The 15893-nt window shown below is 63.0% G+C and carries 13 protein-coding genes and 1 tRNA gene; 7 read left to right on the top strand and 7 right to left on the bottom strand.

Features of this window, described 5'->3' with window-relative positions:
• The 4 genes from ACLHHB_RS17030 to rocF all read left to right on the top strand — a co-directional run.
• A partial coding sequence (locus tag ACLHHB_RS17030) for an NCS1 family nucleobase:cation symporter-1 (protein WP_410219473.1) occupies positions 1-1331 on the top strand: 1331 nt, incomplete at its 5' end.
• A 101-nt stretch (positions 1332-1432) separates the two neighbouring features.
• Positions 1433-3151 (top strand): methionine--tRNA ligase, encoded by a 1719-nt coding sequence (gene metG, locus ACLHHB_RS17025; RefSeq protein ID WP_410219472.1) that lies wholly within the window; start codon positions 1433-1435, stop codon positions 3149-3151.
• A gap of 154 nt (positions 3152-3305) precedes the next feature.
• Positions 3306-5381 (top strand): TonB-dependent receptor domain-containing protein, encoded by a 2076-nt coding sequence (locus tag ACLHHB_RS17020; RefSeq protein WP_410219471.1) that lies wholly within the window; start codon positions 3306-3308, stop codon positions 5379-5381.
• Between the two features lie 72 nt (positions 5382-5453).
• Positions 5454-6377 carry an arginase gene (rocF, locus tag ACLHHB_RS17015; RefSeq protein ID WP_410219470.1) on the top strand — a complete coding sequence of 308 codons (924 nt, stop codon included), beginning with the start codon at positions 5454-5456 and terminating at the stop codon, positions 6375-6377.
• Between the two features lie 68 nt (positions 6378-6445).
• Here rocF and ACLHHB_RS17010 read toward each other — a convergent pair whose 3' ends face one another.
• Complete coding sequence (locus tag ACLHHB_RS17010) at positions 6446-8470, bottom strand: catalase (protein WP_410219469.1); 2025 nt, start codon at positions 8468-8470, stop codon at positions 6446-6448.
• 364 nt (positions 8471-8834) lie between these two features.
• Here ACLHHB_RS17010 and ACLHHB_RS17005 point away from each other — a divergent pair.
• Both ACLHHB_RS17005 and ACLHHB_RS17000 read left to right on the top strand, forming a co-directional pair.
• Positions 8835-8906: transfer RNA gene (locus tag ACLHHB_RS17005), tRNA-Leu, on the top strand.
• A gap of 766 nt (positions 8907-9672) precedes the next feature.
• Positions 9673-9831: a hypothetical protein gene (locus ACLHHB_RS17000; RefSeq protein ID WP_410219468.1), complete on the top strand. Its 159-nt coding sequence runs from the start codon at positions 9673-9675 to the stop codon at positions 9829-9831.
• Between the two features lie 25 nt (positions 9832-9856).
• On the opposite strand, the gene ACLHHB_RS16995 is transcribed toward ACLHHB_RS17000, so the two are convergent.
• The 6 genes from ACLHHB_RS16995 to ACLHHB_RS16970 all read right to left on the bottom strand — a co-directional run bounded on the left by ACLHHB_RS16995 (position 9857) and on the right by ACLHHB_RS16970 (position 15199).
• Positions 9857-10117, bottom strand: a complete 261-nt coding sequence (locus ACLHHB_RS16995) for a hypothetical protein (protein ID WP_410219467.1) — start codon at positions 10115-10117, stop codon at positions 9857-9859.
• A 101-nt stretch (positions 10118-10218) separates the two neighbouring features.
• The gene (locus tag ACLHHB_RS16990; protein WP_410219466.1) at positions 10219-10791 is read right to left on the bottom strand and encodes a hypothetical protein; all 573 of its coding nucleotides are present in this window, start codon (positions 10789-10791) and stop codon (positions 10219-10221) included.
• A gap of 270 nt (positions 10792-11061) precedes the next feature.
• Positions 11062-13395: an aldehyde dehydrogenase family protein gene (locus tag ACLHHB_RS16985; RefSeq protein ID WP_410219465.1), complete on the bottom strand. Its 2334-nt coding sequence runs from the start codon at positions 13393-13395 to the stop codon at positions 11062-11064.
• Between the two features lie 7 nt (positions 13396-13402).
• On the bottom strand, positions 13403-14341 hold the full coding sequence (gene deoC / locus ACLHHB_RS16980) for a deoxyribose-phosphate aldolase (protein ID WP_410219464.1): 939 nt from the start codon (positions 14339-14341) through the stop codon (positions 13403-13405).
• Positions 14338-14907 (bottom strand): DUF1523 family protein, encoded by a 570-nt coding sequence (locus tag ACLHHB_RS16975; RefSeq protein WP_410219463.1) that lies wholly within the window; start codon positions 14905-14907, stop codon positions 14338-14340. Before ACLHHB_RS16975 ends, deoC begins: the two co-directional genes overlap by 4 nt.
• A 13-nt stretch (positions 14908-14920) precedes the next feature.
• Entirely contained in the window at positions 14921-15199 is a 279-nt protein-coding gene (locus ACLHHB_RS16970; RefSeq protein ID WP_410219462.1) for a hypothetical protein, read from the bottom strand.
• A gap of 143 nt (positions 15200-15342) precedes the next feature.
• Here ACLHHB_RS16970 and ACLHHB_RS16965 point away from each other — a divergent pair.
• A partial coding sequence (locus ACLHHB_RS16965) for a cation transporter (protein ID WP_410219461.1) occupies positions 15343-15893 on the top strand: 551 nt, incomplete at its 3' end.

Raw genomic sequence — 15893 nt, 5'->3', positions numbered from 1 at the left:
TCAACGTCTGGGCCAATGACGTGCAGTCGTTGTTCGGCTACAGCCTCGTGGCCTCGCTCTTCATCTCCTATGGCGTCAGCGGCTGGACCGCCTTTGCGGCATTGATCGCGGCCGGCCTTCTGGTGATGTTCCTGGTCAACCTGTCCGGTGCGGCGGGCGAGAAATATGGCATCCCTTATCCGGTCTTCGCACGCGCCAGCATGGGCACGCACGGTGCCCGCCTGCCCGCCCTGCTGCGCGCCATCGTGGCGGTCTTCTGGTACGGGGTGCAGGTTTATTTCGCCTCGACCGCGCTGGCCCTGCTGATCCGATCGCTGACCGGCATCACCGACGGGGCACCGATCATGGGGCTGTCCAGCGTGGACTGGATCTCCTTCCTGCTGGTCTGGGTCTTCCACATCCTGATCTTCTGGCGCGGCATGGGATGGGTCGAAACCTTCCTGAACATCGCCGGCCCCTTTGTCTACCTGGTGATGATCGGGTTGGTGATCGTGCTGTGGAACCGCGCCGACGGCCAGTTGCTGGCGCAGGCCCAGACCATCTTCGCCAATCCCGAAGGAACCTTCGGCACCGAGGTGGCAGGCTTTATCGCGATCGTCGGCACGATGGTCGCCTATTTCGCCGCGGTGATGATCAACTTCAGCGACTTTTCGCGCTTTGCCCGCAACAAGCGCGCGATGACGCTTGGCAACCTGACCGGGCTGCCGCTGAACATGATCCTGTTCTCGGCGCTTGCGCTGTTGACCACCGCCGGCGCCGCCGTCGTTTACGGCGAGGCGCTGATCAACCCGACGGAAATCGTGGAACGGACCGACAGCGTCATCCTGGCCATCATTGCCGCCATCACCTTCTTTGCCGCAACGGTGGGCATCAACCTGGTCGCGAACTTCATCCCGGCCGTCAACGGCATCGCGAACCTTGCACCCACGCGGATCGGCTTCCGCATGGCGGGCATCATCACATCGGTCTTTGCCCTGTTCATCGGCGGGCTGTGGACCAGCTTCATCAGCCAGGTGGGGATCGACGGGTTCGTCAACACGCTTGGGGCGACGCTGGCGCCGTTGTACGGAATCCTGATCGCAGACTATTACCTGCTTCGCCGCCAGCAGCTGGACCTGAAGGACCTTTATGACCCGAACGGCGGCATCTACCATTACGGCAACGGCTGGAACGATCACGCGCTGGTCGCCTTCGGCATCGCCGCGGTCTTTTCCGTGGCGGCAGTCTGGGTGCCGTTCCTCAGCCAGCTGTCGGGTTACGCTTGGCTGATCGGCGCGCTGCTGGGCGGCACGATCTATGTCCTGCGCAGCCGCCCGTCGCATCGCCGCTGACCGTTGCGGCCGGGCCCGATGCCCGGCCGATCCCCCGATGCGAGACTTTTATCTTTGGCGCATCGGGGCTAAAGATGCGCCGATCGCAAAGGACGCATCTTATGGCCCGCCACCTCATCACCTCTGCACTGCCTTATATCAACGGCATCAAGCATCTGGGAAACCTTGTGGGTTCGCAGCTGCCCGCCGACCTTTACGCGCGCTATCTGAGGGCGCGCGGGCACGAGGTGATGTTCCTCTGCGCGACCGACGAACACGGCACCCCGGCCGAACTGGCGGCTGCCAAGACCGGCGAGGCCGTGGCCGATTATTGCGCGCGGATGCATGACGAACAGGCGCGGCTGGCGCAGGGGTTCGGTTTGTCCTTCGACCATTACGGTCGGTCATCCAGCGACCGCAACCGCGCACTGACCCAGCATTTTGCCGGACGCTTGGCCGATCAGGGGTATATCCGCGAGGTCGAGGAAAAGCAGATCTATTCCCATGCCGACGGCCGCTTCCTGCCCGACCGTTATATCGAGGGCACCTGCCCGAACTGCGGCTATGACAAGGCCCGCGGCGACCAGTGCGAGAACTGCACCAAGCAGCTGGACCCGACCGACCTGATCGAGCCGCGCAGCGCGATCAGCGGCTCCACCGATCTGGAGGTGCGTCAGACCAAGCACCTTTATCTGCGCCAGTCTGCCCTGAAGGGCGAGATTGCCGCCTGGATTGACAGCAAGACCGACTGGCCCATCCTGACCACCTCGATCGCGAAGAAATGGCTGAACGACGGCGAGGGGCTGCAGGATCGCGGCATCACCCGCGACCTCGACTGGGGCGTGCCCGTGAAGCGCGGCGATCAGGAATGGCCGGGGATGGAGGGCAAGGTCTTCTATGTCTGGTTCGATGCGCCCATCGAATATATCGCCGTTACCGCAGAATGGGCCGACGCTCATGGCCGCCCGGATGCCGACTGGCGCCGCTGGTGGCGTCTGGATGAGGGGGCCGGTGACGTGACCTATACCCAGTTCATGGGCAAGGACAACGTTCCCTTCCACACGTTGTCCTTTCCGGCCACGCTGATCGGATCGGCCGAGCCCTGGAAGATGGTCGATTACATCAAGTCCTTCAATTACCTGAATTATCAGGGTGGCCAGTTCAGCACCTCGCAGGGGCGCGGTGTCTTCATGGATCACGCGCTGGACATCCTGCCGGCCGATTACTGGCGCTGGTGGCTGCTGTCCCACGCCCCGGAATCGGGCGACAGCGAATTCACTTGGGAAAATTTCCAGCAATCCGTGAACAAGGATCTGGCTGATGTGCTGGGTAATTTCGTCAGCCGCATCACCAAGTTCTGCCGGTCGAAATTCGGGGAAATGGTCCCTGAAGGCCCCGCTTATGGTCCCATCGAAGACGCGCTGATCCAGGCACTGACCGCCCGCATCCGCGCTTATGAAGGCAATCTGGCCGCGATGGAGGTCCGCAAGTCGGCGGCCGAATTGCGTGCCATCTGGGTGCTGGGCAATGAATACCTTCAGTCAGCCGCCCCCTGGACCGTTTTCAAGACCGATCCCGAAAAGGCCGCGATGCAGGTCCGGATGGGTCTGAACCTTGTGCGCCTTTACGCCATCCTGTCGGCACCCTTCATTCCCTTCGCCGCGCGCGCGATGCTGGATGGCATGGCGGTGACCGATGCGCCATGGCCGGACGATGTGACAGCCGCCTTGTCCGCCTTGGAGGCCGGTCATGCCTTCATCGTCCCCGAGGTGCTTTTTGCCAAGATCGATGACGACAGCCGCACCCAATGGGAGGAACGCTTCAGCGGCGTCCGCACTTGAGGCTTCTGTTGCGGAAACGCCACAAGTGATGAAGCACCCGGGGGCAGCCTTGTCCTCGGGTGGCGTCACGGATAACTCGATGAAATCACCAAGGTAAGCAGCTTTCCTCTGGCTGTGTCCCAGGCAGAAATTCCTTCCCGCCGAGGACACTCCCATGCCGCATCTTTCTGCGCCCATCTTGCATGTCTCGCGCCCCGTCCGGGCTGCCTTGCTGACTTTGACTGCTTTGACCAGCGCCAGTGCCAGCCTTGCCCAGAACGCGGCCAATCCCATTCTGCTGGACGAGATCGTCATCACTGCCTCGGGGTTCGAGCAGAACATTGCGGACGCCCCGGCCAGCATCTCGGTCATCTCGGGCGAAGAACTGGCCCGACGCAATGTCACCAGCCTGACGGATGCACTGCGCGATGTGCAGGGCGTGGCCACAACCGACATCGCGAACGAGCAAGATATCTATATCCGCGGCCTGTCAGGCCAGTACACGTTGATCCTGGTGGACGGAAAACGCCAGACGACGCGGGAATCGCGCACCAACGGCAGCGCCGGGATCGAACAAAGCTTCATCCCGCCCGTCGCGGCCATCGACCGGATCGAGGTCGTGCGCGGGCCGATGTCCTCGCTTTATGGCTCGGATGCGATGGGTGGCGTGATCAACATCATCACCAGGCCGGTGGCCGATCGCTGGACCGGTTCGATGACCGCCGAGGCGACGGTGCCCGAACATGGCAAGGACGCCGGTTCGCGCCAGCTGTCCTTTTATGGCAGCGGGCCGCTGATTGCCGATCAGCTGGGGCTGCAGGTCTGGGGCCGCCGCTTTGACCGTTCGGAGGCGCGGGTTGTCGACGGTTTGCGCGACCGCGAGCTGACCGATCTGAATGCCCGGCTCAGCTGGACCCCCGACCCCGATCATGTCTTCCATCTGGAAGGCGGCCGCAGCACCATCGAGGATCTGGGCCGCGTCGGACGCACCATCCCGGAATTCGATTTCCGGGGAACGCCGCAGAACGACAGCCTGCAGGAAAACACCCGCGATCATGCCTCGCTGTCCTATTCCGGCCAGTGGGCGGGCCTGACGACCGACCTGTCGGTCCTGCGCGAGGTGGGGCAGCGCAAAACCTCGTCCGGCAACGGCGCCGTGGGCCTGTCGCCAAACGACCGCAGCCCCGAAGTGACGAACACCGTTTATGACGCCAAGTTCACGGCGCCCCTGGAATGGAAGGGCAGCCACACCCTGGTCCTTGGCGGGCAGCTGAACCGGACCGGGCTGAAGGACCAGAACCCCGGTCTGGCAGACGGTCGCACCTATTCCTTTTCGACCTCTCAATGGGCGGTCTTTGCCGAGGATGAGTGGCGCCTGCGCGACGATCTTGCCTTGACGCTGGGAACGCGGCTGAATGATCACAGGGAATTCGGCAGCCACGTGACGCCGCGCGCGTATGCGGTCTGGAACGCGACGCCCGGCCTGACGGTCAAGGGCGGCGTTTCGACAGGCTTCCGCGCGCCGGACCTGCGCTCGATCGTGCCGGGCTATTATTACACGACCGAACGGGGCGCTGGCGTCATCGTCTCGAACCCGAACCTGAAGCCTGAGGAAAGCACCAGCTACGAACTGGCGGCCCTGTATTCCGCCAGTGGGTGGCAGGTCGGCGCGACCCTGTTTCGCACCGATTTCGACAACAAGATCGAAAGCGCCAAGACGGCAGAGCGCGTCACTCTCAGGGGCCAAGGATACAACCGGTGGGAATGGTACAATGTCGGCGAAGCGCGCCTGCAGGGCGTCGAACTGACCGGCGAATGGGATGCGACGCCGGACCTGACCCTGCGTGCCAGCTACAGTTTCACGGATTCGGAGCAGAAGGCCGGCGCTTATGCCGGCCTGCCGCTGGAGCGGACGCCGCGCCACATGGCCAGCGTGACGGCAGACTGGACGACCCCCCTGACGGGCCTCGGCGCCTGGACGTCGGTCAACTATCACGGGCGCGAGGTGGCTGCCGGCGCGCGGATCGGCACGAACGGCACCCCCTATGCCTATGACGATGAAGGCACTGCGATCGCCTATGAATACGCGTCCTATCTGACGGTCGACTTGGGCGTGGATTATCAGGTGAGCGAGCATGTTTCGCTGAACGGTGCCCTCTACAACGTGCTGGACCGCAAGGTCACGACCGCATCCAACAGCACCGAAGGCGAAGGCCGCAGGCTGTGGTTGGGACTGACCACCAACTTCTGATGGAGAAACGCCCGGTCGGTGGACTTTCTTCGACCGGGCGGGTTTATTCGGGCAACCACAGCAAGGAAGCCCATGACCCATTGCATCCTGATCGGAGCCCCCGTGGACGAAGGGCAGCGCCGCCCCGGCTGCCTGATGGGGCCCGCCGCCTATCGGACCGCCGGACTTGCCGGCACCCTTTCAGCCCTTGGACATAGTGTCGAGGATCGCGGCGATGTCAGCCCCGCCCCCTTGGGTTCCGAGACCTGCGGCAACCCTGTCGTCCACCACCTGCCGGAAACCATCGCCTGGACCCGTGCCCTGTGGCAGGCGACCGAGGCAGCCCTGCCCGACGGCCTGCCCATCATCATGGGCGGGGATCATTCGCTGGCGCTTGGCACGGTCGCGGGCATCGCCGCCCATGCCGCCCGCGCGGGACGGCCCCAGTTCGTGATCTGGCTGGATGCGCACAGCGACTTTCACACGGTGGCCACGACCACCTCGGGCAACCTGCATGGAACGCCGATGGCCTATGCCAATGGTCTTCCGGGATTCGACCCGTTTCCGCCCTTCCCTGCCCCCATTCCCGGCGAGAACATCTGCATGTTCGGCATCCGCAGCGTCGATCCGGCAGAACTGGCGGCGATGCAGCCGACCGACATCACGGTGAACGACATGCGCGTGCTGGACGAACAGGGCATCGTGGCCCCCCTGCGCACCTTCCTCGACAAGGTCAGGTCCGCCGACGGCCTGCTGCATGTCAGCCTGGATGTAGATTTCCTGGACCCATCGATCGCGCCTGCCGTGGGCACGACCGTTCCGGGCGGTGCCACCTTCCGCGAAGCGCATCTGGTGATGGAACTGTTGCACGAGTCCGATCTCGTCACATCGCTTGATCTGGTCGAACTGAACCCCTTTCTGGATGAAAGGGGACGCACGGCCAAGCTGATGGTCGACCTGGTAGGCAGCCTGATGGGCCGAAAGGTCTTTGATCGCCCGACCCGGAGCTATGGCTGACAGAAGGACCTGACGCCCCTCCTGTCTTCATGACGTGACGGATGCCCTGGCAAGCCCGGGGCTTCCTGCTACCAGAGGGCAGCCTCGCGGGCATAATAACGACGTGACGCTGCCGCGACAAAGGTCTCGGGCTCCAGCGCCGGAACGCCTTCGTCCTTTTCGACCCCGGCCGCCATCAGCAGTGCCGTTGCGGACGCATCCGCCCCGATGGCCTTCATATGGGCGAAGGCATCCGAGACAAAGTCGATCGCGGGTTTGTACTTGGCGAACCTTGCCGCATCCTCTGGGGACAGGACCAGCGCCACCGCATCGAACAGGACGGAGGGCGAACCTGCCAACTGCGCCTCGGCCTTGCCCCGCTCCTTGGCGATCAGCACCGTGGTTCCGCCCTCTGCCTCGACAGCCGCCTTCAGCGCCTCGACTTTGGACATGTCGCCGCCGTCGCCCAGCAGGATACCGACCTTGCGGCCCTTGAGCGTGTACTTGGCGCTTTTCGCAATCGACAGCGCGTCCGAAGGGGGCATGTCGACAGGCTCCCGAAAAGGCACGGCCGCTTCCGGAAGATCCTCGGCCAGACCCTCGGCCACCATTTCGGCCAGATCCTCGTCGATGACCCGCAGATGGCCCAGAACACGCTGGATCACGTGGCCCAGATCGACCTTGGACAACTCGAAGGTCAGGGCGTCCGCAATGTGGCGCTGCTCCACTTCGGTCTGGCTGCGATAGAACATCCGCGCCTGGCTGTAATGGTCGCCGAACAGTTCAGGGCGCAGGCGCAGTTTCTGGTCCGGCTGGTTGCCCAGGTCGGTCATCGACCGGTAGGTGGCGAATCCCCTTTCGCTGGCGCGGGGTCCCGGATCCTCGCCCGCCTCCTCAAGGCTGTTGGGTTCGTAATTCGCGCGCCCCCGCGGCACGGCCATCTGCATCATCCCGTCGCGCTGAAAGTTGTGCATCGGGCATTTCGGGGCGTTGATGGGCAGCTGATGGAAATTGGTCATTCCAAGGCGCGATTTTTGCGTGTCCAGATAGCTGAACAACCGTCCCTGCAGCAGCGGATCGTCACTGAAATCGATGCCGGGAACAATGTTGCCGGGACAAAAGGCCACCTGCTCGGTTTCCGCGAAGAAGTTATCCGGGTTCCGATCCAGAACCAGCTTTCCGATGATGCGGACGGGAATGTCCTCTTCGGGAATCAGTTTGGTCGCATCAAGCACGTCATAAGGCTGCCGGGCCGCCCATTCGGCGTCAAAGGTCTGGATGCCCAGATCCCATTCCGGATAGTCGCCGGCCTCGATCGCCTCCCACAGGTCCTGCCGGTGATAGTCTTGGTTAGCACCCGCCGTCTTGACGGCCTCGTTCCAGACCTGGCTTTGCAGGCCCAACCGCGGCTTCCAATGGAACTTGACAAAGGTCGATCGTCCTTCGTCGTTCACGAGACGGAAGGTGTGGATGCCGAACCCCTCGATCATGCGCAGGCTGCGCGGGATGCCGCGGTCGGACATTGCCCACATGATCATGTGCATGGATTCCGGCATCAGCGAGATGAAATCCCAGAAGGTGTCATGCGCACTGGCCGCCTGCGGATAACCGCGGTCGGCCTCCATCTTTACGGCATGGACAAGATCGGGAAACTTCATCGCGTCCTGGATGAAGAAGACCGGGATGTCGTTGCCCACCAGATCCCAGTTGCCTTCCTCGGTATAGAACTTGACGGCAAAGCCGCGCACGTCCCGCGGCGTGTCCACGCTGCCCGCACCGCCAGCCACCGTCGAGAAGCGCGTGAACACGGGCACCCGGCCCGGCTTGGAGAACAACGACGCGCGGGTCAGTTCGGGAATGGGGTCGGTGCACTCGAAATAACCATGTGCCCCCGAACCGCGCGCATGGACGATCCGCTCCGGAATGCGTTCGTGATCGAAATGAAAGATCTTTTCGCGCAGAACAAAATCCTCCAGCAGCGTCGGCCCACGACGCCCTGCCTTGAGGCTGTTCTGATTGTCCGAAACGGGAATTCCCTGATTCGTGGTCAAGGTTTCGCCGCCCCGCTGGTGCAGTTCGCCGCCTTCGCCCTGCGTCTGGCTGATCCGGGACATGGTGCCCTCCTGTTACCGGTGCGCGGCTCAACCTGCCAATCAGGTGGCAGTTCCGTTTCTTGTCATGAATGTCGCGCCGAGCCGCTTGCCCAAAGCCTTCGGTCCTGCGATATGGGGGCAGGTGACGCGGACGTGGCGAAATCGGTAGACGCAGCAGACTTTAAGATTTGGAGTGCCCGGCCGGAAACTGCCGGTGCAGAACCGCTCAAATTCGGGGAAAGCTCTGGAGATCCTTCTCCGTGCCAATCCCGAGCCAAGTCCCCGAAAGGGGAAAGGTGTAGAGACTAGACGGGCGGCGCCTAAAGCCTTTGACGGCCATGGCGAAGGGATAGTCCAGACCACGAACGCCCTCTTTCGGGCGGCGGCGAAAGTCGAAGTGGTATGAAAATCTGTTTTCCGAATGGAAGTGCGGGTTCAAGTCCCGCCGTCCGCACCATCTTTCCTGTTCTCTTATGATGAAAGGGATGATGGGTTCTAGTGCGAGCTTCATACCCGAATCGATCCCTGCGTAATTGTTGCTGCTTTGATTCAGTAGCTTGCTGCCCTCAGCAAAACATTAGGAAGCCGAAAGGTGGATCTTTGCTGAGCCCTGCGGCATTGAAGAAATGGCCTTCCCGCTATGCTGACAGGCTGGAGGTACAGGCCGCCCTCCCGGGGGATGGAAGCGCTTCGGACCCCATTAGCAGCAAGTTCAGCTTCCCGTGTGCCAATCCTCAATGACTGAAAAGCACTAACGCCCACAGTTCATGAGCCGTTGTATGCGACAACCTTCGAACCCTGACCTTGCGGGATTGGGCAGATAGCATGGGTAATGTTGTCAAATGCTGTCAGTCACTTCGCCATCTTCGGCATCCGAACCAACCCGAGCGCCAGCAGGCCGCACAGGTCGGCGCGCGGCACTCTGCAGCGGTCATGCAATCGGGGGGAGTAGGTTCGGACGTTTCATATGAGAGGGGCGGCGGGCACGATGGGTTTCGTTACCCCGCTGCGCGGAACGGGACACCCCACAGTGCGGAATGCTCGGGTTTGAACAGGTAAAGGACACTAAAGCCTGCCGATCATGGCTTTGTCCGTGATTGTCGCCGTCCGCACCACCGCCCTGTCTCAGGCAGCGTCGAGGACCATGCCCGCGCCTGAGCCGCCTTCGGGAACAATGCCTCCCCCCACTGGTTGAATTCCACAAGCAATCAGGAGGACAAGACATGAGCGACGATCCCAATCCCGACCAGGTGCCCCCGGACGCACCAGGCGCAGGCGAGAACATCTGCCGGGAATGCAACGGCAGTGGAAAGGTCGACGGGGAGGAGTGCCCCGAGTGCGGCGGGACCGGCAAGGTCACGACCGGTATTGGTGGGGGTTGAAGGCATCCTGACCTGAACGCTGCTGCTACAGCGTCTCGAACTGGACAAAGCCTGACATCGTGCGGTTCTGTTCATCAGCTGGGCTTTGTTCCGTAACGATCTGCAGGACGGGCGCAACAAAGCTTTCGTCGGCGTCGGGTGTTATGGCAATGACATGATACCTGCTCACATCCAGCGCATGCAGGGGAATGCCGATGAACTGAACCTCCCCATCGCCGATGGTACTGAAGGACATGGTTCCCTCGAAAGGCCCCGCGCCATCAAGGGTGAACGTCACGCGGCCCATCTGTTCCCCTCTTGGTTGACGAAGAGGTCTAACTGATCAATCGTCCGTCTGTTCCTGAAGCATTTGTCATCAGACAGGATCGGCGGCTTGGCCAGAGCGGATCAGCAGGGGGTTTCGGTGCGGTTCAGGAACTGGTTGATGAACGTTCGAAGGTTCAAGCGCGCGGCTTCACGCGGCGGCAGACCCGAATTCCATCGCGACAGATCCCCGAGCAGCATCAGCGTGACCACACCGAAGGCATAAGTCTGCGCTATGGCAATAAAGGTCTGGACATCAAGGCTCTGGGGAATGGTGGAACGCGCCTGGCCACGCTTCAGGATCCTCAGCATCAACTCCCGGATCGATTCTTCGTATCGCAACAGCTTCTGATTGCTCTGGAAATCAGCGGCCGGCATGGCCCCGATGATGCGAAACTCGCGCGGATAGCGATAGCCCCATTCAAGATAGCCGTCAGCCAGAGCGACGAACTGTTCGACCGGATCGTCGCTGCTGGCTTGAGCAATAGATTGCACGCAGGCATGATGCAGCAGCACCATGGCATTTTCCGCCATCTTGACCATCAGCGCCTCGACGCTGGGGACGATCGCCTCCAGATCCGCAAGCGGAACCCCGATATGGGCCGCCACCTCGCCAAGTTGGGGGACAGAACCCTTGTCGCCGATCAGATGCGTCAACGCATCGATCGCTGCCGCGCAGATGCTGCCACGGCGTCGAACCGAAGGAAGCGTACAGACGTCGATGTTCCAGATCGAAGGGGCGGCAGGACCTTGGGCAGTCGGGAGATTCATACGAGAGTCGATATGCAACTGCGCTACTCGAAGTTGAAAGGCTGACGCTGAAGCTAATTCATTTCAGGGCCTTCGCGCAATCACAAGGATACGCTTCCAAGGCTAATATATGTATGGCGGAGCGGTCCTTTTGCCCCAAGACGGCCGGCCTGTTTTTCAGTAGGCGCCTCCCCCGCCGGCGGAAGGCAAGGCACCATGAGGCAGCCAGATCGTCTTGGTCCGGGTGGCATGTTGCAGGAAGGTTTCCCCCTGCGCATTTCTGGCTGTCCAATCATGGCAGACCGGAGACCATACAGGCTTGAGATTGCCGCAGGCTGCGCGATCAACGGCGGCACGACCTTCGGGCTGGCCGCAATACCAGAGGGCGGCCACCTCGTCATGCTTGGCCAGATGCAGCGCGAGATCATCGCGCGGGCCTGTCACGACGTTCACGACGCCTACAGGCAGGTCCGAACTGTCAAAGACCTGACACAGGTCAATGACGGCCAGAGGATCATCCTGCGCGGGAATGGCCACCACGCTGTTGCCCATCGCGATCGCGGGCAGGATCAGTGACAGAAACCCGACCAAAGGCTGCCTGTTGGGACAGGCGATGCCGATGATGCCGAAGGGTTCGGGCAGAACGTTGACGAGATGCCCGGGTCGCGCCTGAACCGTGGTGCCGTCAAACTTGTCCGCCCAAGCGGCATAATGGAAGATCCTTGCAAGCGCGGCATCGGTCTCGGCCTGACCGACCCTTGCGGCAAATGCGTCAGCGTGGGCGGACAGGTTCTCGGCCAGAAAGTAAAGCACCTGCGCACGCCCGTGGCCGCCCATGGCCGCCCATTTGCCGGCCTTGGCGGCAGCTTCGACCGCATTGCGGACGTCCTTGCGGCTGCCCAAGGGGGCCAAGCCGCCCGGCACGGCATAGCTTCCGCCGCCATCCGGGCGTTTCTGTGTGCCACCAATGTAAAGCTTGGCCGTCCGGTCGACCCCATTCCCTGCCACCGGCGCATCCCCGATGGTGACCGCGGGAACCTTGGGTGCAGGCTCGGCCAGCGGGGTCATCGGCTCGGCCAGATAATCCAGCATTCCAATCCGCCCGCCTTCGCGGCCATAGCCGCTTTCGCGCATGCCCCCAAAGGGGGCCGCAGCATCGAACATGTTGGCGCCGTTGATCCAGACGATCCCCGCCTTGATCCGCGATGCCATGTCTGTCGCCACGCTTGCGCTTTCGGACCACACCGATGCGGCGAGCCCATAGCGCGTGTTGTTGGCCAACTCCACCGCCTCATCGGCCGTGCGAAAACTCGACAACGTGGCAATCGGACCAAAGATCTCGTCGCTCATGCCGAGATTGGCAGGGGCGATGTTACGCAGATAGCCGGGTGCGACGAAGCAGTCCTTCTGCGGCTGGCCACCCACCAGTTCCGCCCCTTGGTCCACTGCCGCCTGACAGATCGACAGGATGCGGGCCTTCTGGACGGGATCAACGATGGCGCCGATATCAGTGGACTTGTCCAAGGGCGTCCCGACCCGCAACCGTGCCATGCGCGCCTGCAGCAGCGTTTCGAACCGTTCCGCCACGGACTCGGCCACCAGGATGCGCGACCCTGCGCAACAGACCTGGCCCTGGTTGAACCAGATGCTGTCCACGACACCCTCGACCGCGGCGTCCAGATCGGCATCGTCCATCACGACAAAGGGAGATTTGCCGCCGAGTTCCAGTGTCAGCTTGCGTCCCGTTCCCGCCAGTGCCGCCGCAATGCCGCGCCCGACTTCCGTCGAGCCTGTAAAGGCGATCTTGTTCACTGGCGCGCCCACCAAGGCTGCCCCTGTCGCGCCGTCGCCGGTGACGATATTCAACACGCCCGCCGGCAAGCCGGCCTCCCTGCAGATCTCGGCAAAGGCCAAGGCGGTCAGCGGCGTGTATTCCGCAGGCTTCAACACCACGGTGTTGCCGGCCGCCAGTGCTGGTGCCACCTTCCAGGCCAGCATCAACAGGGGAAAGTTCCATGGGATGATCTGCCCGCAGACCCCGAGAGGCGCGCGCCCCGGAAAGCGGTCATCGCGCAGTTCTGCCCATCCTGCGTGGTGATAGAAATGGCGCACCACCAGCTGCACGTCGATGTCGCGCGCTTCGCAGATCGGCTTGCCGTTGTCCAGGCTTTCCAGAACCGAAAGGAAACGCTCTCGCTTTTGCACATGCCGGGCCAGCGCATAAAGATGGCGTGCCCGCGTTGTCCCGTCCAGTGCCGCCCAAGGCCCCTGCGCCTCCCGTGCGGCAGCAACCGCAGCGGCGATGTCCGCCTTGGTCCCCTGGCTGACATGCGCCAGGACATCGCCGGTCGCAGGATCGCGGGTTTCGAATGTTTCCCCGGGTTCGATGAAGCTGCCGCCGATGAAATGGCCAAAGCGCTGGCGCGTCGACAGCCAGTCGCGCACGGCGCTGCTGTCTTCGAGCGACGGCCCGTATTCCATCGTTTCCATGATCTCGCTCACTCGGCTCATCGGGTCCTCAGGCAATCGCTTGACGGTGGGCGGCAGCATAACGGCCCGTGACATGGTGGCTGATCTGGCGCTCGATATCGCCCAGAAGCGAGCTTGCGCCGATGCGGAACAGCTCGGGGCGCAGCCAGTCGCGGCCCAGTTCCTCGGCCATCAGGACCTGCCAGCTGATGGCATCCTTGGCCGTGCGCAACCCGCCCGCGGGCTTGAAGCCAACCTTGATGCCGGTCCGCGCATGAAAGTCGCGGATGCAGCGCACCATGACCAGACTGACAACCAGGGTGGCATTCACGCCTTCCTTCCCGGTGGAGGTCTTGATCCAGTCGGCCCCCGCCTGCATGGCGACATGGCTGGCCCGGGCAACCGTTTCCAGCGACTTCAGATCCCCCGTGGCCAGGATCGCCTTCATCCGCGCGGACCCGCAAGCATCGCGCATCGCCCGCAATTCGTCATAAAGCGCGGCCCAGTCGCCGCGCAGTGCGTGGGCACGGGTGATGACGATGTCGATCTCGTCCGCGCCCTGTTCGACCGCGTAACGGATTTCGGCCAGGCGAAGGTCCAGGGGCATCAGGCCGGCGGGAAAGCCGGTGGCGACGCTGGCCACCGGAATGCCGCTGTCGCCCAGTGCGCGCTTGGCAGGAGCGACCATCGTCGGGTAGACGCAAACGGCGCCGGTGGTCAGGCCATTGACACCCATGGCCTCCAGCAGGTCGGCCGCAACGGGCTGACGGGCCTTGGCGCAGAGCCGCGCGACCCGGTCGGGCGTGTCATCGCCCGCAAGCGTCGTCAGGTCGATGCAGCGCACCGCGTTCAGCAGCCAAGCGGCCTGATGATCCTTCTTGAGGCTGCGCCGCGTCGGGAGCGATGCGGCACGCCGCTCAACCGCGGGCGTGTTGATGCGCAGCCCTTCCAGCCATTCGAGGCGCAGCGCTGTGCCAGGGTTGCTCATGCCCTGCCCCTGTCGATCCGCCCTACCCCGCGCTGCCGGAACTGCGCCCACATGCGCCAGATCAGCGCCAGGAGGGCCAGCAGCACGGTGCAGACCACCATTGCGGCCCAGTTCAACGGCCGGTCATCCGGGCCTGCGACCGTGTTGATGGAAATGGCGTTCGGATAGGTCGACATCCACGGCATGCGCCAGCCATAGGCCGTGACGCTGACCCAGATCGGCTCGCGCGAGGTTGATTGCAGGTTGTTCGCCTCTGCCTGCAGGTTCGCGCTGTCGTACTTGAAGTAAGGCGGCCAGACCCAGCCGGTATCCTCGTTCCGGTAAACAAAGACGCGGCCATCGGGACGCACCGTGTCGATGAAGCGGACATCGCGCTGGCCTTGCGCGTTCTCGACCGTTCCCGTGCTGTCGGAAGCCCAGAAGATCGAGGCCGAGGCCGGGATCGAGGTGAGCCTGTTGTAGGTGTTGCTGATGCGGACCGTATTCTTGGACGGCAAGGCATAGTCCAGCATGGCAAAGATCAGCACGCCGAACAGGACGCCGATGACGGCGCGTGCATAGTACATGGTGCGGCAGCTCCTATTGCCAGTTGACCAGAATGACGATGGCCAGAACGGCCAGCGTCGGCAGCACAAAGACCAGAAGCGTCAGCCGCGCCCGCAGGCTCCGGTTGAAGCCCGTCATGGCCTTGGCGACGAACGCGCGCCGCGCCGCCGTGTTCCCCGCCCCGTCAGGATGACGCGCATCCCACCGGTTCTCCAGCCGCTCGACCTGCCGCGAGCGGACGTAAAGGCGCAGGACCACATAGAACACCAGCTGCAGCACGAACAGGAACAGCCACAGCCGGATCAGCGCCATCCTTGTTCCCCGCCCTTGTCCCGGTTCCCCGCGACCTTAGCATGGTGGCGCGGGCGGGGACCAGATGTTGCGTTGGGTCGCCGGGTTGTCCGAGCCTGCAACCCGTTGAAGCGACAAAGCGTTTGCCTGCAAAGAGGATCCGAATGAACGAACAGGCCGTCTTGAAACTGTCGATCGCGATGACCTTCGTCGTGGCCGCTGCCGGGATTGGCGTGGGCCTTGCCTCCCGGTCCAGCTCGATCGTCTTTGACGGCATCTACTCGCTGACAGATGCCTCGATGACATCGGTGGCGTTGCTGGTCTCGACCCTGATCACGGCGCGATTGTCCGAACGGCGCCAGGCGCGGCTGGTCGAGCGTTTCACCATGGGGTTCTGGCACCTTGAACCGATGGTCTTGGGACTGAACGGGGTGCTGCTGACGGGGGCGGCGGTTTATGCCCTTGTCACGGCAATTGGCAGCCTGCTGGCTGGAGGGCGCGAGCTGGATTTCGGGCAGGCGGTTCTTTATGCCGCGATCGTGTTGATGGTCGCGGTCGGAATGGCCATCCACAACCGCCGTGCCAACCGCCGCATCCGGTCGAACTTCGTGGCGCTGGACGCGCAGGGCTGGGCGATGTCTGCCGCGCTGACGGGCGCGCTGCTGGTGGCCTTTGTCTTTGGCTGGGCGATCCAGGACACGCGGCTGGACTGGAT

Source organism: Paracoccus sp. (in: a-proteobacteria), from assembly GCF_046462195.1.
Classification (GTDB): Bacteria; Pseudomonadota; Alphaproteobacteria; order Rhodobacterales; family Rhodobacteraceae; genus Paracoccus.
This window is presented reverse-complemented; position numbering and strand designations above follow the sequence as displayed.